Consider the following 17,613-nt stretch of genomic DNA (forward strand, 5'->3'; position numbering starts at 1 on the left):
CGCCAAGCGTTTGGTTTTCGACGGTTTGATCGCCTGCGTCGAAAAGTTTTATTGCATCATAAATATAAGGATATACAAAGCCAAATGGCATAAATAAGGAGTGCTCTTAAAAAAGCACTCCAACATTTGACTTAGAACCAAAATAAAATCGCCGAGCACAAAGTTAGTACACGACGATTTTATTTAATAAACGCTAAGCCCACCACATGTCTCCTACTGATTCTTTCACCATTACGGGTTTCAACGTTTCTATAGCTTTAGTGAAGCCTTCATCAATAGACATTAAGCCATCTTCATGCTCTATGCTAACAACGTGATCATAGCCATATAGGCGAAGCGTACTTACCATATCAGCCCAGTCTTTTGAGCTATGTCCAAACCCAACGGTACGGAAATACCATGCCCTCTCTTTCATATCAGCATATGAAGTCATATCTGTTAGTCCATTTTTATTGACGTTAGGTTGGTCAATCACTGTATCTTTAGCATGGAAGTGATGAATAGCATTTTCTTTTCCTAGTATTTTAATGGCTTCTAGTGGATCAATTCCTTGCCACCACATGTGGCTCGGATCTAAGTTAGCGCCAATTGTAGGGCCACATGCTTCTCGTAATTGGAGAAGGTTCTTCGGGGTATGTACTGAAAATCCGCCGTGTAATTCTAATCCAATCTTTACGCCGTGTTCTTTAGCAAATTTCGCTTTTCTCTTCCAGTATGGGATGATCTTTTCTTCCCATTGCCATGTTAAAATTTCTAGAAATTCAGGGGGCCAAGGTGCTACTGGCCAGTTTGGGTATTTTGCGTTTTCATGATCACCTGGACAGCCTGAAAAAGTGTTGACAACAGGTACATCGAGAAGTTGTGCTAAACGAACAGTTTGGTCAAATAATTCATCATCTTTTGAAGCGATTGATTCTTGAGGATGTAGTGGGTTACCGTGGCAGCTTAAAGCGCTAATCGTGAGGTTACGTTTGTGTAATGCTTCTAAAAAAGCTTCACGCTTACTATCATCTTCTAAAAGTTCTTGAACTTTACAATGTGCATCCCCAGGAAAACCACCTGTTCCTAATTCAACTGCTTCAATCCCTTTTGAAGCGACATAGTCTAGCATCTCCTCAAAAGATTTGTCTGAAAAAAGGACAGTGAAAACACCAAGTCTCATTTAATTACCTCCCAAAATGTAATCCGTTACATGACATTATAGCAGATAAATTTAAAAATAGAAGGAATATTTGTAAAAATTAAATAAATTAATGCGGTAGTTGACTTATTATTCGAAATATTTTATCATTTATTTGTAAACGATTACATACAAATTACTTGAAAGAAGGAAGAAAACAACATGGCCAATATACATGAAGTCGCAAAGCAAGCAGGCGTTTCAAGTGCGACAGTTTCACGAGTTCTAAATGAGGCTCCGACTGTCACAGAGAAAACGCGTCAGAAGGTTGAGCAAGCAATTAAGCAATTAAATTATGAGCCAAGTATGTTGGGGCGCAATTTAAGAAATTCTGAAAGTCGCCTTTTACTGGTTTTGATCCCTAATTTCTCTAATCCGTATTACACAGAGATCATTAATGGGATCGAAGACTATTCTGTTGAACACGGTTATAACATTTTGTTGTGTGAAACGGATTCTAACCCAAAGCGCGAAAACACGTTTTTTAATATGGTGAAAAATAAATTAGCAGATGGGATTATTTCTATGGATCCTACAGTCAATATGAGTAAGCTACAAGACTTAGCTCTGGACCATGCGATTGTTATGTGTAGTGAGTATGATGAGTATGAACGTATCCCATATGTTGCAATAGACAATGAAGCGGCAGCTTATAAAGTCATGAAACATTTAATTAGGTTAGGTCACGACCAAATTGCCTTAATTAATTCAGACGAAAAGTTTTTATACGCAAGACAAAGAAGAAAGGGTTATGAGAGGGCTTTAGAAGAATTCGGATTACCTCTTAGAAACGAACTCATTTATAATACACAAAATTTGGATTTCCAAGAGGGTGCACAAGCTATTAGGAAATTTTCACAGCTAGAACGTAATCCTACTGCAGCTTTTGCTGTTTCAGACACGTTAGCCATTGGTGCATTAAAAGAAGTTAATGTAAGAGGATTGAAAGTGCCAGAAGATTTTGCGTTAGTAGGATTTGATAATATCAGTTTTTCAAACATGACTAATCCCACATTAACAACGGTTGCACAACCGATGTACCAAATGGGGACAACAGCAGCTAGTATGTTAATCAAGCAGCTACAAGGACAAGAGGTCGACAGTATCATGATGGATCATGAATTAATCATTAGGGAATCAACATTAAACTAAAGGGAGGAACCTAAATGGGGATTACGGTAGGCATTGTTGGTTGTGGTTCGATTACACGTTTTAGACATGCACCTGAGTATTTAACCAATCCACATGTTGATGAAATTGTCTTTTTTGATCGGAATCGCCACCGTGCAGAAAGTTTAGTTAAAGAGTTTGGTGGTCGAATAGCAGAATCATTTAAGGAATTAATCCAAGACCCCGCAATCGATGTAATAAGCGATTGTTCATCTAATGAAGTTCATCATATACATACAACGCAAGCCTTAATGAATGGTAAGCATGTTCTTTGTGAAAAACCCCTTGCAGTATCTACTGAACACGCTAAAACAATTTTAGAAGCTCAAAAGAAATCAGGTAAAAAGTTAATGGTTGATCATAACCAACGTTTTACTAAAGTCCACCAAAAAGCTAGGAAAATTATACAAAGTGGTGAATACGGAGATGTTTTAACTTTTAAAACTACTTTTGGTCATGGTGGTCCTGAGAGTTGGAGTGTTACGAAATCGAATGCTACATGGTTCTTTAAAAAGGAACGATCACATTCTGGGGTAGCTGGAGATTTAGGTATTCATAAAATTGATCTGGTCCATTATTTAATTAATGACGAAATTGAAGAGGTTAAATCCTTTGCAGGGGCTTTAGATAAAGTAGATGAAAACAATCAACCAATAGAAGTTTGCGATAATGTCGTTTGCGTATTTAAAACGAAAAAAGGTCGATTAGGTAACGGGAGCTTCTCATGGACCTATTATGGTGAAGAAGATAATTCAACGACTATTTATCTTCAAAAAGGAATAGTCAAAATATACCACGATTTAGAGGATCAGATTATTATTGAACAGCCAGGTGGAGAAAAAGCCAAGTACGAGTTAGAACCAATCCAAACCAATGACCATCAATCCAATACAGGTGTTATTGATGCATTTATCGATTGGGTTGTTCATGATATTGACCCACCTGTTAAAGGAGAAGATGCTTATAGTTCTCTAAAGGTGGTTGAAAGAATACTAGAAAATTAAGGTTTATAATGTAACGGTTTTCATTTAATAACTTGAAAAAGGTGGTTGTAATGTTAAATCAACTCGCATTAAACACAAATACGTATCATGGGTTTTCGTTAAAAGAAGCATTAAAAGGGGCTTATGATGCAGGTTTTAAGCAAGTGGAAATAGCAGCAGTAAGAGACCATACAGCACATGTGACGACGGATTTTACAGAAAGGCAATTCGATGAAGTTAAAGAGTTACTAGAACTATATAATTTAACTTGTATTGGCGTTAGTGCTCACAGCAATGTCATGACTGATGAAGGGATTCAGCAGTTAGTCGAAAACATTGATTTAGCTGAGGTGTTTGATTGTAAGTACGTGGTGACTGCAACAGGGGATTCACATGATGATATGGATGTTATAGATGACATACAGACACTTGTGAAGAACCTTGAGCCAGTTGTTGAGAAGTGTAACCGTCTAAACAAAACACTCGTCATTGAAACTCATGGTAATAACTTTGCAACAGGAAAATCATTAATGAAGCTCGTAAATGCTTTAAATAACCAGGTCAAAATTAATTATGATACAGCCAATGTCATTTTTTATGGAAACCAAGAGCCTTACAATGACCTTGAAGAAAGCGTTCAATACGTGGAGTTTATTCATCTTAAAGATAAACAGGGCGACCATCACGAATTTAACTTTCCAGCGATCGGTGATGGTTATTTAGACTATGGACGCTTGTTTAGGATCTTGGAGGAAAATGGTTTTGTTGGGCCAATCAGTGTTGAGGTGGAGTTCACACCAGAAGGTCCAAGAAATATAGATGAAGTTCATCAAGCTGTAAAGCGTTCTTATCAGTATCTTCATAAGAAATTGGTATAAAGGGGAGACGTTTATGTTGAACGTCGCAATAGTCGGTTTAGGGTTTATTGGGAAAGCACATTTAGATGCATATCAAAAAGTAAAAGGCGCACAAGTTCATACTATTTGTACACGAGGGAGTACAGGGCAAGGAAAGATGGAAAATCAATTAAACTATGACATTGTGTCTGATTTTAATTCGGTACTAAACAACCCCGAAGTTGACATCGTTGACCTTTGTATACCGACTTACTTACATGAGGAGTATATTTTAAAGGCGGCAAAAGCTGAAAAACATATAATTTGCGAAAAGCCACTGACATTAACTGAAGAATCAGCAGAACGGATTATTCAAGTTATTGAAGAATCGAAAGTCAGACTATTCGTTGGTCATGTGTTAAGGTTTTGGCCTGAATATCAAGCTTTAAAAGGTTATATTGACCAAGGAAAATTAGAAAATGTTGACTGGTTCCACGCACAAAGGTTAGGGCAATCTCCATCATGGAGCGATTGGTTTAAAGACCCTAATAAAAGTGGTGGTGCTTTATTTGACTTGCACATACACGATGTTGACTTTGCTTATTCTCTTTTTGGGAGTGTGGAATCTGTATATTCAGCCGGTCAGCAAAACGACCAAAAAGCATGGAGTCAGGTTTTGACCACTCTTTACTTTAAAAATGGTGTAAAAGCAACTATAGAAGCCTCTCACAAAATGCCAATCGGCTACCCATTCACAATGTCTTACCGAGCTCAATCACCAAGTAAAACTCTATCTTACATGATGAAAGCAGGAGAAAATATTAATGATACTGAAACCTCAAAGCATACTTTTGAATTCTTTAATGGATTAGGCAAAGAATCTGTAGCAACCTCAAAACAAGATCCCTTTGAGCTTGAGCTTCAATATTTTGTTGATTGTTTGAATAATAAGCAATCAAATGACGTGATCCCTAACTCTGAGGTGCGAGAGGTTATTCGTATTATGAACGCAATTCAGGATTCACTAGAAAGGAATCAAGTTATTAAACTATAAGGTTGGTATTTAGGGTGTGGAATTCTCACATTCTTAATATATTACTCACATCTAGTGGGGGGTTAATAAATTTATAGGAGGGAAATTATGAGAAAAATCTTTTCTTTGTTCGGTGTACTTGCTTTTGCTCTAGTGTTAGTACTAGTGGCGTGTGGTGAAGAAGAGGGTTCTAATGGCGCTGAGGAAGGTGGCGAATCAGATGGTGATTTGCATAAAATAGGGATTTTAGCGCCAGAGGTTACGCATGGTTGGGTAGCTGCGGTGGCTTATCATGCTGAACAACGGGCTGAAGAGTTGTCTGATGAAATTGAGTATCAAATTCAAACAAGTAGTAACGCTGGTGAAATGACAAGTCAACTAGATGATTTATTAACATGGGGTGCTGATGCAATCGTTGCTTTCCCTCAATGGGAAGGAATGGAGGTTCCAATTGAAAACGCAGTTGAACAAGGTGTTGAAGTAGTAAACTTTGATATTGTGATTGATGTCGATGGGGTATATCGTGTAGCAGGAGATAACAAGGATATGGGTGTTCAAGGTGCGCATTATATTGTCGATAAGGTAGGTGAAAGCGGCCATGTCGTAGCGTTAGAGGTACCATCTGCTGGTTCTGTTTCAACATTACGTATGGAAGGGTTTGAAGAAACAATAGAAGAAATCGCACCAAGTATGGAAATTAGCACTTATGCGACAGAATTTACAAGAGAAGATGGGCTTCAAGATTTCCAAGACATTTTAACGAGTAATGACCATATTGATGCTGTGTACTCATTGGACGATGAGACATCAGTCGGTGTCATTCAAGCTATTGAAGAGGCAGGCCGTGATGAGATCCAGGTTGTAACTGGTGGTGGCGGTATGCAGGAGTATTTTGAAATGATGCCTGAAAATGATGGTTTATGGATTCAATCGGCTCTATACAGTCCTGTAATGGTTGAAGATGCTGTAGATATGGCGATTGACATTCTCGATGGCGCCGATGTAGATGAAGATAAAATTATTCCAACTACAATTGTTGATCGTGAAAACTATGACGAGTTTTTAGATGAGGATTCACCGTACTAAGCAGTTTCATAAACTTCATTGTTACATGAATAACAAGGGGAGGTTACCGTCGATCTGTAATCTCTCCTTAATCCTTAATTTGGAAGTGGTCATATGCAAGTTGAAATGAATAATATTCACAAGTCATTTGGCAGTAATGATGTCCTCTATGATATTTCAATAACTGTTAATGGTGGAGAGATTTATGCTCTACTTGGGGAAAATGGAGCAGGGAAATCGACTTTAATGAATATTTTAGGTGGAGTTATTCAAATGGATGCTGGTGCTATTAAAATCGACGGGGTTCAGGTAGATTTTGAAAAACCAGTTGATTCACAAGAAGCAGGGATTGCCTTTATTCACCAAGAGCTAAATTTAATTAATGATTTACCAGTCTATGAAAATATGTACATTGGTCGAGAGCCTAAAAGAAAATTTGGTGCTTTAGACCATGAAAAAATGATACGTGAAACTCAAGAGTTGTTTGACCGCATGAACATTGACCTTGATCCTAAGGCGATGGTGGGTAGTTTGGATTCATCATATAAACAAATTGTTGAAATATGCCGTGCGATGTCTACAAATGCTTCGATCATTATAATGGATGAACCAACGACATCTTTAACCGATTCTGAAATAGAACGCGTTTTTGAGATGATGACGACTTTACGAAGCCAAGGTGTCGGAATAATTTTTATCTCTCATAAGTTAAAAGAAGTAAAAAGGATTTGTGATCGGTATGCTGTTTTGCGTGATGGTGAATTAGTATCTGAAGGTGAAGTAGAAGACGTCACAATTGATGATATCGCCCGCTTCATGGTTGGTTATGATGTTCGAACAGAACCACTAGTACGCCCACGTGAGATTGGTGAAGAAGTATTAGCCGTGGAAGGCCTTACATATGATCAACATTTCAGGGATATCAATTTTACGATTCAAGAAGGAGAGATCGTTGGTTTTACTGGTCTTTTAGGTGATGGTAGGAGTGAGCTGTTTCAATCAATTTTTGGGGCAAATGATACGAGTTCGGGGAAGATTTTTGTTAATGGTGAAGAAGTAACAACAAATAGTACGCTTGAAGCGATTGATAATGGCATTGCTTATCTGCCAAGAAACCGTAAAGAGAATGCCATTATTAGTGATATGGACATTTTAGAAAATAGTGCCATTGCGACATGGCCAAAATACTCAAAGATGGGTGTTATTAATAGATCAATTCATAAGAAACAATTTGAAAAACAAAGAGAAGCACTTCATATTAAGATGAGTAAATCGACTGATAATATTACAAAATTATCTGGTGGTAACCAACAAAAAGTTGTTTTAGCAAAATGGTTAAACACAGATCCTAAAATCCTCATTCTTGATAACCCAACTCAAGGAGTAGATGTCGGGGCAAAGGAGGATATATATGACATTATTTTAAACTTAGCTGATCAGAAGATTGCAGTCATTGTACTTTCAAGTGAAGCCCAAGAAATTATTCGGGTATGTGACAGAACGATGGTGATGTATCATGGTGTCATTCAAGGTGAATTAAAAGGAAAAGAGATGACAGATCACAACATTATGACTTTAGCAACAGGAGGCGATTTATTAATAGGAAAAGAGGGGGAACCATTATGGCGGAAGCAGGAGCAGTAAGTGTAAGAAGGGGATTTGTTGATTGGTTCAAAGACCGTTGGCAAAATAATCCTTTATTTAGTATATTTATTGCATTGATCGTAATGGTTGTACTACAAACTTTAGTGTTAGGTTTTGACTTTAATTCATTTGGAGATTGGTTTCAAACTTGGACCAATAACTGGATTAATATTTTACGAAATAATGCAGGTGTAGCGATTGTCGCATTAGGTATGACGTTTGTGATTATGACAGGTGGAATTGATTTATCTGTTGGAGCTACATTAGTTGCAACAGGTGCATTTGCTATGACGCTTATTGATGTTGGTGAGCGTGGTTTATTTTCGATGATTGGTTTAACAGGAGTCCCGGCTATTATATTCACCATTATTTTAACAATGGTATTTGGTTACTTACTCGGTTCATTAATAGGTGCAACTGTAACGAAAGGATTGGTACCACCGTTCATTGCGACACTTGGTGCTATGATGGTGTTTCGTAGTGTGACACAACATTTTATGCAAGGGTATAATCCTAGAGTTCCTACTGAGTTCTTACAGGTCGCAAGCTTCAAAATTGGAAATGTAATGATTATGCCAATCATTTATTGGTTATTAATTGCGGCTATTATGTATTATGTTTCTAAACGAACTACATTTGGTCGTCAAATCATTGCGGTCGGTTCTAACGAGAGAGGTGCGCGATTATCTGGGATTAACGTTGATAAGGTAAAGTTAAGGGTATATGCATTAATGGGACTATTAGTTTCAATCGCTGCTATTATTCAAGTATCGCGTGTAGGTTCAATGGATTTTGCAGGTGCAGGTCGAGGTATGGAAATGGATGCCATTGCTGCAGCAGTTGTAGGTGGTACGAGTATGATGGGTGGTCGAGGCTTTATTTTAGGAACTGTATACGGAGTTCTTATCATTGCGGTATTGAATAATTTGTTAAATTTGTTCGGTGTTCCGCCACTCTTAAGTGATGCATTTAAAGGATTAATCGTAATTGCTGCTGTGTTACTGCAACGAAAGAAAATTATTTAGCCCCCTTTTTAAAAATAAATTATAGATGAACTGTCCCGTATAATGTGGGCAGTAAGCAAAAGCTAATGATGACCTTGATCTGAATCGGGGTCATCTTTTTTGTTGGATGGTTTACTCTTAATTGTTTCTCCTCAAGCCTGTTTTTATAACTCTGAACTATAATTATTTTTAAAAGCGCTGTGCTTTATTAACAAAAAGACTCAGGGAAGAGAAGATGTAAGGAGGGTATGTGAATAAATCCAAATATAAACTAAGTTGTGGCAGCAATTAACAATCATATGTCTATAAATTCTTTATCATACTATGAGTGTATAGAATGATAAAGGATGTGAGTGTATGCAAAAGAGAAACCTTCAATTACTACCGATTGTAGCATCAATTGGAATTGGTGCGATCACATATAGTATGATGACTGGAAAAGGCGGTCAGTTACAAAATATTTTACCAAGCATTTCTAAAATCACTGGAAATGGACAAAGCTCAATGGGGTCGAATCAGCAAGGTCAACAAGGACAACAAGGACAACAAGACCAGATGATGCAACAAGGCCAACAAATACTGCAAGGTCAAGCGTCCGAGCAGGGTCAGAACAATCAACAGTCGTATTCTTAGCAGGCCGTTATATATTCGTAAAAAACAAAGGAGAAAATAGACTCCTTTGTTTTTTTGTGCTTTTGGAGAAAATTATGCTAACCCTTTAGTGTAGATGATTGAGTGAGGTGTAGAATGGACTTTGAAAGCTATCATAAAAGCTCTAATTTATCTAATAAGTTTAAATGAAGGACGGAAAACCAACAAGATTATGATAAACTTGTTATAGTGTGTTTTGTTTGATCAAGACATAATGTTTTAAGAGGTATATTTTATGCAAACATCTATTGGAAAAAGATATAATTTTAAAACCATTTTACTTATAATCGGCATTATTTTCGTCGCGTTTAATTTGCGCCCATCTATTACGGCTGTTGGCCCTTTAATTAGCGATATCCGCTCAGATACAGGGATGTCAAACAGCTTAGCGGGGATGTTAACAACATTACCGTTACTTGCATTTGCAGGCTTATCGATCTTAACGCCAAAGATCGCACAAAAATTTGGTAATGAAATAACGATTCTATTTGGACTCATTTTATTAGCGATTGGGACATTTGTTAGGCCAACTGACTTAGTATCATTATTATTTTTTGGAACGTTGCTAATCGGTTCAGGGATAGCGATTTGTAATGTGTTATTGCCGGGAATTATTAAGCAAAAATTTGCTTTACAAGTAGGGTTAATGACGGGGATTTACACCCTTGCGATGAGTGGTGCTGCGAGTATTGCATCTGGTGTCAGTGTACCATTAGCACATGGGTTGAACTTTGGTTGGCAAGGTTCTTTAGCCTTTTGGGGGATTTTAACGGTAATAGCCTTCATTATATGGTTACCTCAATTACGTAGGAACGGTGAATCAAAGAAACAACAAGCAGCTAATCCAACTAATAGCTCTGTATGGTCATCTAAGTTAGCTTGGCAAGTGACTTTATTTATGGGACTACAGTCTTTTTTATTTTATTGTTTAGTCGCATGGTTACCAGAAATTTTACATAGTGGTGGTATGAGTTTAGCATTATCAGGATGGATGGTCTCTTTAATGCAAATTGTTGGCTTACCATCAACAATTATTGCACCTTATTTAGCTGGGCGATTAACCAACCAAAAGCCGATTATGGTAGTAGTCGGGATTCTTTATTTAATAGGGTTTATTTTCCTTTTAATCGGTGGACATATATCAATTGTTTTAGTTAGTGTGTTGTTATTAGGTGTCGCACAGGGTGCAACGATCGGATTATCACTTACTTTCTTAAGTTTAAGAGCACGTGATTCGAAGCAGGCAGCTAATTTATCAGGGATGGCTCAGTCAATTGGTTATTTGTTAGCTGCAGTGGGCCCATTTATTGTTGGGTATTTATTTGATTTAACCACATCATGGGACTTACCAATCATGATTATGTTAAGCGTTTGTGTTGTTATGATGTTCTTTGGAATGAAAGCAGGTCGTAATGCTTATGTATAAAGGAGAGGGCTCATGAGGAAAATGAAGGCAGCTAATGTGAATGTCGAACAAATAAGAGAACGAGTTTTAAGTAAGGGGAGGTAATATGGAAACAAGTAAGGAACTAAGGTGGAAACAGCGGTTTGAAACATTCGAACAAAGCTTTTTGAAACTAGCGCAATATAGTGAAGAGATTTTTGAAAATGATTTAGAACAGGCTGGGTTTGTTCATCTATACGAAGTTGCTAAAGAACATGCGCTTAATACTGTCATTGATTATTTAGATGCTAGGGGTGTATCAGTTGAAACGCACCGACAAGCGATTAAAGAAGCGGCTAATTATAGCTTTATTGACAATGAAAAAACATGGTTAAAATCATTGAATAGGCAGAACTTAGCTTATTATATTCATACAGACAAAGTAATTAACCAACTCATTGAAGATATTCAAAAGAGCTATTATAAAGAACTCAACCATTTTTATATCAAGTTGAAAGAAGAAATAGAGCTATCATAAAGAAAAAGGTTGTTTTGACCACGGATAGTGGTTCAAAACAACCTTTTTATGATCTTCTTCTTGGGAAGACTGTGATCATTTGAAATAGCAATACGTGAAGAAGTAAAAATGGTATAAGAATGATTATTGATGAATCATACTGAATGATTCGAAGTACGATGAGTATAATCACGGGAATGGTTAAGGCATAAGCTGTCATTTTCCATAGTTGTTGGTAAGCTAGCTTACGCTTAGTTACATGTCTCATAATATACGCAATGCCAGCGTGAAAAGAGACCCCTGCTACCATTAAGAATGCGACTAGAAGTGGGTAAACAATAATTAATTGTGTAATGAATAAATCAGCAGGAATGGACCTTTCACCAGTCAAATAATTAGACGTAATACGGATTGCATCTGGTAAACAAACTAAAAACATTAAAATTAAAATGTAACTCATCGTATCACGCATATTCTCTCGATTTAAGGCGAATAAAGCTTTTTTACTAGGCAGTTTTATACTGTTTTTAAAGATTCTGATTAACCCCATCGACCTTCATCCTTTTATTCTTCATTAAAAGCTGCTAATTCTTCCTCGATTGCTTTTTTGATCTTTTCAATACATTCTTCAAGTGTCTTTGCGAAGATTCTTCTATTATTAACCAATGCATATGGACGCATCGCGCACATACCACAATTGTTTAAACACGTATTCTCTAAGACAGCAACATCAGGGTACTCTGATTCTATAATGCCTTCTAAATCGACCTCTGTCATTAAGTTGCCATCGCAGATCTCAACTACGACTATACCCATCATGATTACCTCCTACTTACCTTAAGGTGGGCAACCCTTATTATATCGTCTTTTATCCTATTTCCCAAAAGAAAAACTTAACAGTTATGTGGCGATTATTAGGTCAAAAGTTTTGTGTAATAAGTTTTACTTATATAGACTTTGGGGAAAACAATATAAAGCCTTTAAGAAATGGGGTTATAATTATGTCAAAAAGTAAATTAAATCAACTCATTGAAAACAAGCATTTCCACCATGTTTTTCAGCCTATTGTAGATTTAAGGACGAAAGAAATAATTGGGTTTGAGGCGTTATTACGATCTGATTTATTTGAAAGACCTGAACAAGCTTTCCTCTCAGCAGATGAAGGCAAAGAACGTTATAAGCTTGACCAATTATCCATTACAATGGCTATAAATCACTTTTCTAAGTATTGTGATTCAAATTTACCACTTTATATAAATGTCTTCCCGTCAACAGTAGCACGTTCTAATTTTATCCCTTTTTTAAACGATGTGGTTAACGAATCTAAGTTAAACCATTATCAACTAGTCATTGAGTTAGTCGAATTAGAAGTAATTAAAGAATTGGAACCTCTTAAGTGGAACATTCAACAATTGAAGGAAAATGGTTATATAATCTCTATCGATGATGTTGGTAAAGGTTCTTCAACTTTCCGTTTAATGATTGAATTGGAACCACACATTATTAAGATGGGTCAATATTTCGTTAAAGAGTTACCTCATTCTACATTAAACCAAAAAATGATCGAATCATTGCAAGATTACTGTTTAAATATGGGGATGACTTTAATTTTGGAAGGAATTGAGACTGAGAAAGAACTTCAAGCAGTGAAACAATTAGGCGTCACACATGGCCAAGGCTTTTATTTAGGTGAACCAGCGTGGTTGGAGCAGGTGTCTAATTATTTGAGTGGTTCATAGAATCGTCAAGTGAGTTTAAAATAAATAAGATGTAGAGCCTTAATAAGCTCTACATCTTTATTTTAATATCCCGTGTTAAGATGCGATTTACTCGCATTAAGATTAGTGTTAACACGATCGTTAAAGTCGCAGATAGAATAAACGGAATATCACCGAAGTTTATACTCAGTTCAAAAATCTCAATATCTTCACCCCAAAAGGCACCATTAATCATGACGATCAATATAGAGGTAAAGATAAATCCTAATCCTTTCAACCAACCGTATCGGTAAAACCCAGATGTAATAAACCAACCAATGACGAAATAGAACAAAATGGCGAGAATATATGCGATCAGCTCTGTTACTAAACCACTAAATGAAATGTGACTATAGCCTAATTCAAGTGGTGTAGCTAGAACGAATAACCCTTCTATACCAAACAGCGCAAGGAAAATAAGTGGAATTGTAATAGCTAATCCTATTGCTGAATAGGCAGTTCCATAATAATATTCCTTTCTTGTAATCCCAGTTTGGACAAAGAATGTTAAGAAAACATAGACAGAAAGTAACCCGATTATGAGCATAAATATTTTAGTTGGCTCTATTGACATTGACAGTAAATGACCTAAATCTTCTGGTTCGAAACCAATGACATGATAAAAACCTAATAATATATACCGAATAATCGTTACTCCAATTATTAACCATAACGACCACTTCAATTGTTCTTTGTAAAGGTCTTTCGTAATTTCCCAATGTCTATACATCTTCATCCTCCTCTTTTGTTAATTGCGTAAATAAATCCTGTAATGTAGCAGAACTAACCTCGAGGCCATTTTTTTGTGCTAATGATTGTTCATGATCTGTTAATTCCCCGTAGATAAATGATGATTTCGTACCACCTAATTGTTGTTCTTTTAAGACGCGATGTCCTTGGACGAATTCATTGACAACACTTTCATTACCTGTAATATGAATCCCTTTTGAAATAAAGTCTTCGTAATTGTCATGGATAAGCAATGAACCGTGATGGATCATGATGACTTCATCAAAGAGGTGGTCCATTTCTGATACGAGATGTGTTGATAAAATCATAATTCTCGGATGGTGTGTTTGTTCTTGTAAAATCTCTTGATAAAACATCTCTCGTGTTGGGACATCCATACCGAGATAAGACTCATCAAATATCGTAATTGGTGATCGACTTGATAAACCAATTGTGACGTTAAATGCTGACTGCATTCCCTTAGATAAATCTTTAATAGGTTTATTTAATGGGAGTTTAAACTTTTTAATCAGTTTATCTGCATACTCTTGGTCGAAATAAGGTCGGTATTTTTTAGCTGCATCAATCATTTTCTTTACTTTTTCGGTTTCTTCACTGTAATCCTGGTCATAGATAAAACTGATTTGTTGCATTGCCTCAGGGTTTTCAAACACTTCTTGACCATTAACTTCAATCGAACCTTCTGATTGCTTCTGATAGGCGGCTATTAATGAAAGGAGCGATGTCTTTCCAGCTCCATTTCTTCCTAATAAGCCATATGTTTTCCCTTGCTTTAGCTTAAAAGAAATATCATCTAAAGCTTTGAAGTCACCGTACTTTAAATTAACGTTACGTATCTCTAGAGAATTCATTAATGCTCACGTCCTTTCGTTTGTTTAATTAACTGAATAAGTTCATTTTCAGACATTTGTAATTTATTAGCTTCATTAAGCATTCCTTTAATATAATCATCAACGAATGTTTCTTTACGCTTTTGAACTAGCCTTTCCTTTGCCCCAACGCAAACGAACATACCAACACCCCTCTTTTTATATAAGATCTCTTCATCTACTAGTTGGTTAACACCCTTTGCTACTGTTAAATGATTGACTTTGTAAAAATTGACGAGTTGATTTGTTGATGGAGCTTGATCATTTCCTTGTAGTTGGTCATTTAGTATTTGATCTTCAATAATTTCACGAATTTGTATGAATATTGGTTTATCATTATGGAATGTTGATGACAATAAAATCACCACCTTTTTTGATATGATTATCATGTTATTGGGTTATGGTTATATAGTTATGTATATTAGTATAATCCTTAGACATAAATAAGTCAACCCGAATAATTTATGAACAATTTATGAAAAGTGTTTCGTAATGCGTAACTTTTGTTGACAAACATTTTCAAAAAAAGTTATAATTGCCCCTAGTTGAAATTTTGTGAATTTTAGGGAGGAGTTTCGATGAAGAAATATTTAGCGTTTTTACTTGTTGCAATTATGATTCTAGCAGCATGTAATGGCGAAACTGGTGAAGAAAATGAAACAGAAGAGCCAGAAGAAAACGGAGAGGAAACAGAAGAAGTGGAAGAAAACGATGAAGAGGAAAGTGAAGAATCTGTATCAGAAGGAAGCGTAGAAGACGAAGCACTTAGTGTTGTACGTAGCTATAGTGATGTAATTGGTGAAATTTATGAACCAGGTGCAGATGCTGACTTTGAATCAGTTGACGAGTTAGCAGACTATTTAGTAGAAAATGCACCTATTACAGAAGGGCAAGCTAGTGAAATTGCTGGTATTGCTTTAGAAGGTGATGAAGGAAGCCTTACTTGGGCTGAACTTGATCGCGCCTTAACACTTGAAGAAGACCAAGCATCAAGCTTCGATACTATTGAGTTAATGGAAGATAACATTCAAGTGAGTAAAACTATTTCTGGCGATGTAGAGGAAAACCGTGGCCATTATGTTTACAACGTTGTTAATGTTGATGGTGAATGGTTATTTGATAACTTCCACTTTGGCTACCTAGATGGAGAGCATCCAGATGATCAAGAAGAGGAAGAAGAGGAAGAATAATTTGAAGGCCTTGACTGTTTATAGTCAAGGCCTTTTTATGTTCAAAAAAACGTCGAAATAATAACTTACTTTAGTAAAGGAGAGGTTATAAAATGAATATATAAGACACCTTGTTAAATTATTGGAGGTAAAATTATGAGAGTAGTCGTAATTAGTGTTGGTGTAATTATTGTATTAATGAGTAGCATATGGTTTATGCAATCTAGTGAAACAAGTGGCGATGTTACTTTTAAACATATACACGGTTTAGGTTATACGGAAAGTGGTGAATTATTAGTTGCTGCTCACGATGGCTTGAATATAAAGGATTCTGAATGGTACATGGCCGATGATCGACCTTTACATGATTACATGGGCTTTTCTGTGTACGAGTCAGGATTTTATAGTAGCGGTCACCCTGAGCCAGGTTCTGAATTAGAAGACCCTTTAGGTTTAGTGCAGAGTACTGACCAAGGACATACTTTAGAGATCCATGGGTTTCAAGGTGATATCGATTTTCATCGTTTAGCTGTTGGGTATAACACAGAGGATTTATTTTTATTTAACCCGACGAACCACCCTGATTTGGGGGATGTTGGCTTTTATTATTCAGCAGATCAAAGTGAGACTTGGCAAGAGGTTGAAGGAGAAGGGCTTGAGAATGTACAAATTACGACTGTTCATAATCCTGAAGTCGATATAGCTGTCCACCCAGATGAAGAAGGAAAGGTTGCTGTGTCTTCCCTTGACGGTGTATATATTTCAGATGACTACGGAGAAACATTTGAACAAATCACCGATGTACCCGGTGGTGTGGCAGTAACTTTTGATTTTAATAATCAATTAGTTGTTTCGACTGTTTCTTCAGAATTGATTAAAGTAGACCTAGATACTCATGAAAGTGAAACTATGTCAACACCTCCTATAGGTGAGGACATTATAAATTATATTGCTAATGATCCTGCTGATTCAGATGTATATGCAGTTGCATCTTTTATCCCTAATCAGCCTGAAGATAATTTGTTTATTTATATTTCAGAAGATGGTGGGCAATCTTGGGAGACTAGTGTCGAACAAAGCAAAGCTGTTCAATAATAAAATATCATTAGGGTGTAATTAGTTTTCTTATCTATTGAAGCGTTAACCAATTTAGGTTAACGCTTCATTTAATACGTCACATAGCTGATTATTAAGTGTCTAATTCAAAATCACCTGACGAGTTCATATAGACAGGATATGTGTATTTTAAGACATGAAGGACTGTTTAATAGCACCTTTTCCTTGTCCAACCCTAACCTCTGCATAAGCACCATTAACGAACGGGATTTGTGGTGGCATATGACCACAATCAATGTCATATGGCCCTTTTTGTTTTTCCTTATATCGTAACATAAAGTGATACATAGTATAGAATTTTTTTAGAAAAAAGTTCCAATAAAAACTAGTTTATAGTATAGTAGATAACAGATTATTTATTCATTTTTTCGTTTATAGAGATAATGATCAATGGAGTACTGTGATCCTGGCCCAACATTTAACGTATTTCCGAAAGAAGTCTCCCTCTTCAAGCGCGTGAAGGGCGTAGCTTAGGCGGTAAGGGG

General features: G+C 36.4%; 19 protein-coding genes and 1 pseudogene. 13 read left to right on the forward strand and 7 right to left on the reverse strand.

Features of this window, described 5'->3' with window-relative positions; all coding sequences use genetic code 11:
* Positions 1-193 precede the first annotated feature (193 nt).
* A complete protein-coding gene (locus ABDZ63_RS12670) occupies positions 194-1,162 on the reverse strand; it encodes a sugar phosphate isomerase/epimerase family protein (RefSeq protein WP_343784034.1) in 969 nt (322 codons plus the stop codon).
* Positions 1,163-1,342: 180 nt separating this feature from the next.
* Here ABDZ63_RS12670 and ABDZ63_RS12675 point away from each other — a divergent pair, with 180 nt between their 5' ends.
* The 10 genes from ABDZ63_RS12675 (at position 1,343) to ABDZ63_RS12720 (ending at position 11,488) form a co-directional block, all read left to right on the forward strand.
* A complete protein-coding gene (locus ABDZ63_RS12675; protein ID WP_343784035.1) occupies positions 1,343-2,332 on the forward strand; it encodes a LacI family DNA-binding transcriptional regulator in 990 nt (329 codons plus the stop codon).
* A 14-nt stretch (positions 2,333-2,346) separates the two neighbouring features.
* Positions 2,347-3,354 carry a Gfo/Idh/MocA family protein gene (locus tag ABDZ63_RS12680; RefSeq protein WP_343784037.1) on the forward strand — a complete coding sequence of 336 codons (1,008 nt, stop codon included), beginning with the start codon at positions 2,347-2,349 and terminating at the stop codon, positions 3,352-3,354.
* 50 nt (positions 3,355-3,404) lie between these two features.
* Complete coding sequence (locus ABDZ63_RS12685; RefSeq protein WP_343784039.1) at positions 3,405-4,211, forward strand: sugar phosphate isomerase/epimerase family protein; 807 nt, start codon at positions 3,405-3,407, stop codon at positions 4,209-4,211.
* Between the two features lie 13 nt (positions 4,212-4,224).
* Positions 4,225-5,223: a Gfo/Idh/MocA family protein gene (locus ABDZ63_RS12690; RefSeq protein WP_343784041.1), complete on the forward strand. Its 999-nt coding sequence runs from the start codon at positions 4,225-4,227 to the stop codon at positions 5,221-5,223.
* Positions 5,224-5,310: 87 nt separating this feature from the next.
* A complete protein-coding gene (locus ABDZ63_RS12695) occupies positions 5,311-6,288 on the forward strand; it encodes an ABC transporter substrate-binding protein (RefSeq protein WP_343784043.1) in 978 nt (325 codons plus the stop codon).
* 93 nt (positions 6,289-6,381) lie between these two features.
* A complete protein-coding gene (locus ABDZ63_RS12700; protein ID WP_343784045.1) occupies positions 6,382-7,911 on the forward strand; it encodes a sugar ABC transporter ATP-binding protein in 1,530 nt (509 codons plus the stop codon).
* Positions 7,890-8,936 carry an ABC transporter permease gene (locus ABDZ63_RS12705; protein ID WP_343784047.1) on the forward strand — a complete coding sequence of 349 codons (1,047 nt, stop codon included), beginning with the start codon at positions 7,890-7,892 and terminating at the stop codon, positions 8,934-8,936. Before ABDZ63_RS12700 ends, ABDZ63_RS12705 begins: the two co-directional genes overlap by 22 nt.
* 336 nt (positions 8,937-9,272) lie before the next feature.
* On the forward strand, positions 9,273-9,548 hold the full coding sequence (locus ABDZ63_RS12710) for a hypothetical protein (RefSeq protein ID WP_343784049.1): 276 nt from the start codon (positions 9,273-9,275) through the stop codon (positions 9,546-9,548).
* Positions 9,549-9,801: 253 nt separating this feature from the next.
* Positions 9,802-10,992 (forward strand): CynX/NimT family MFS transporter, encoded by a 1,191-nt coding sequence (locus tag ABDZ63_RS12715; protein WP_343784051.1) that lies wholly within the window; start codon positions 9,802-9,804, stop codon positions 10,990-10,992.
* A gap of 85 nt (positions 10,993-11,077) precedes the next feature.
* Entirely contained in the window at positions 11,078-11,488 is a 411-nt protein-coding gene (locus ABDZ63_RS12720) for a nucleotidyltransferase substrate binding protein (RefSeq protein ID WP_343784053.1), read from the forward strand.
* A gap of 46 nt (positions 11,489-11,534) precedes the next feature.
* Here the strand turns inward: ABDZ63_RS12720 and ABDZ63_RS12725 are convergent, their stop codons facing one another.
* Both ABDZ63_RS12725 and ABDZ63_RS12730 read right to left on the reverse strand, forming a co-directional pair.
* Positions 11,535-12,017: a DUF1189 family protein gene (locus tag ABDZ63_RS12725; RefSeq protein ID WP_343784055.1), complete on the reverse strand. Its 483-nt coding sequence runs from the start codon at positions 12,015-12,017 to the stop codon at positions 11,535-11,537.
* Between the two features lie 14 nt (positions 12,018-12,031).
* Complete coding sequence (locus ABDZ63_RS12730; RefSeq protein WP_343784057.1) at positions 12,032-12,283, reverse strand: YuzB family protein; 252 nt, start codon at positions 12,281-12,283, stop codon at positions 12,032-12,034.
* Between the two features lie 185 nt (positions 12,284-12,468).
* On the opposite strand from ABDZ63_RS12730, the gene ABDZ63_RS12735 reads away from it, so the two are divergent.
* Positions 12,469-13,206 (forward strand): EAL domain-containing protein, encoded by a 738-nt coding sequence (locus ABDZ63_RS12735; protein ID WP_343784059.1) that lies wholly within the window; start codon positions 12,469-12,471, stop codon positions 13,204-13,206.
* 49 nt (positions 13,207-13,255) lie between these two features.
* On the opposite strand, the gene ABDZ63_RS12740 is transcribed toward ABDZ63_RS12735, so the two are convergent.
* The 3 genes from ABDZ63_RS12740 to ABDZ63_RS12750 are packed head-to-tail and all read right to left on the reverse strand — an operon-like array spanning position 13,256 to position 15,199.
* On the reverse strand, positions 13,256-13,954 hold the full coding sequence (locus ABDZ63_RS12740) for a hypothetical protein (protein ID WP_343784061.1): 699 nt from the start codon (positions 13,952-13,954) through the stop codon (positions 13,256-13,258).
* Positions 13,947-14,825 carry an ATP-binding cassette domain-containing protein gene (locus ABDZ63_RS12745; RefSeq protein WP_343784063.1) on the reverse strand — a complete coding sequence of 293 codons (879 nt, stop codon included), beginning with the start codon at positions 14,823-14,825 and terminating at the stop codon, positions 13,947-13,949. The genes ABDZ63_RS12740 and ABDZ63_RS12745 overlap by 8 nt, the downstream gene beginning before the upstream one ends.
* Positions 14,825-15,199, reverse strand: a complete 375-nt coding sequence (locus ABDZ63_RS12750; protein ID WP_343784065.1) for a GntR family transcriptional regulator — start codon at positions 15,197-15,199, stop codon at positions 14,825-14,827. Before ABDZ63_RS12750 ends, ABDZ63_RS12745 begins: the two co-directional genes overlap by 1 nt.
* A gap of 222 nt (positions 15,200-15,421) precedes the next feature.
* Between ABDZ63_RS12750 and ABDZ63_RS12755 the strand changes: the two genes are divergently transcribed.
* Together ABDZ63_RS12755 and ABDZ63_RS12760 are read left to right on the forward strand one after the other, a co-directional pair.
* Complete coding sequence (locus ABDZ63_RS12755; RefSeq protein WP_343784068.1) at positions 15,422-16,033, forward strand: hypothetical protein; 612 nt, start codon at positions 15,422-15,424, stop codon at positions 16,031-16,033.
* Positions 16,034-16,168: 135 nt separating this feature from the next.
* Complete coding sequence (locus ABDZ63_RS12760; protein ID WP_343784070.1) at positions 16,169-17,107, forward strand: F510_1955 family glycosylhydrolase; 939 nt, start codon at positions 16,169-16,171, stop codon at positions 17,105-17,107.
* 150 nt (positions 17,108-17,257) lie between these two features.
* Here the strand turns inward: ABDZ63_RS12760 and ABDZ63_RS12765 are convergent.
* A pseudogene (locus ABDZ63_RS12765) lies at positions 17,258-17,371 on the reverse strand (LD-carboxypeptidase); the annotation flags it as partial.
* Between the last annotated feature and the right edge of the window lie 242 nt (positions 17,372-17,613).

This window comes from Alkalibacillus silvisoli (assembly GCF_039521975.1).
In the GTDB taxonomy this organism is placed as follows: Bacteria; Bacillota; Bacilli; order Bacillales; family Alkalibacillaceae; genus Alkalibacillus; species Alkalibacillus silvisoli.

Bases quoted from the DNA above. Each gene is read 5' to 3' on its own strand.
- ABDZ63_RS12670 (WP_343784034.1), bottom strand. From the start codon at position 1,162: ATGAGACTTGGTGTTTTCACTGTCCTTTTTTCAGACAAATCTTTTGAG.
- ABDZ63_RS12675 (WP_343784035.1), top strand. From the start codon at position 1,343: ATGGCCAATATACATGAAGTCGCAAAGCAAGCAGGCGTTTCAAGTGCG.
- ABDZ63_RS12680 (WP_343784037.1), top strand. From the start codon at position 2,347: ATGGGGATTACGGTAGGCATTGTTGGTTGTGGTTCGATTACACGTTTT.
- ABDZ63_RS12685 (WP_343784039.1), top strand. From the start codon at position 3,405: ATGTTAAATCAACTCGCATTAAACACAAATACGTATCATGGGTTTTCG.
- ABDZ63_RS12690 (WP_343784041.1), top strand. From the start codon at position 4,225: ATGTTGAACGTCGCAATAGTCGGTTTAGGGTTTATTGGGAAAGCACAT.
- ABDZ63_RS12695 (WP_343784043.1), top strand. From the start codon at position 5,311: ATGAGAAAAATCTTTTCTTTGTTCGGTGTACTTGCTTTTGCTCTAGTG.
- ABDZ63_RS12700 (WP_343784045.1), top strand. From the start codon at position 6,382: ATGCAAGTTGAAATGAATAATATTCACAAGTCATTTGGCAGTAATGAT.
- ABDZ63_RS12705 (WP_343784047.1), top strand. From the start codon at position 7,890: ATGGCGGAAGCAGGAGCAGTAAGTGTAAGAAGGGGATTTGTTGATTGG.
- ABDZ63_RS12710 (WP_343784049.1), top strand. From the start codon at position 9,273: ATGCAAAAGAGAAACCTTCAATTACTACCGATTGTAGCATCAATTGGA.
- ABDZ63_RS12715 (WP_343784051.1), top strand. From the start codon at position 9,802: ATGCAAACATCTATTGGAAAAAGATATAATTTTAAAACCATTTTACTT.
- ABDZ63_RS12720 (WP_343784053.1), top strand. From the start codon at position 11,078: ATGGAAACAAGTAAGGAACTAAGGTGGAAACAGCGGTTTGAAACATTC.
- ABDZ63_RS12725 (WP_343784055.1), bottom strand. From the start codon at position 12,017: ATGGGGTTAATCAGAATCTTTAAAAACAGTATAAAACTGCCTAGTAAA.
- ABDZ63_RS12730 (WP_343784057.1), bottom strand. From the start codon at position 12,283: ATGGGTATAGTCGTAGTTGAGATCTGCGATGGCAACTTAATGACAGAG.
- ABDZ63_RS12735 (WP_343784059.1), top strand. From the start codon at position 12,469: ATGTCAAAAAGTAAATTAAATCAACTCATTGAAAACAAGCATTTCCAC.
- ABDZ63_RS12740 (WP_343784061.1), bottom strand. From the start codon at position 13,954: ATGTATAGACATTGGGAAATTACGAAAGACCTTTACAAAGAACAATTG.
- ABDZ63_RS12745 (WP_343784063.1), bottom strand. From the start codon at position 14,825: ATGAATTCTCTAGAGATACGTAACGTTAATTTAAAGTACGGTGACTTC.
- ABDZ63_RS12755 (WP_343784068.1), top strand. From the start codon at position 15,422: ATGAAGAAATATTTAGCGTTTTTACTTGTTGCAATTATGATTCTAGCA.
- ABDZ63_RS12760 (WP_343784070.1), top strand. From the start codon at position 16,169: ATGAGAGTAGTCGTAATTAGTGTTGGTGTAATTATTGTATTAATGAGT.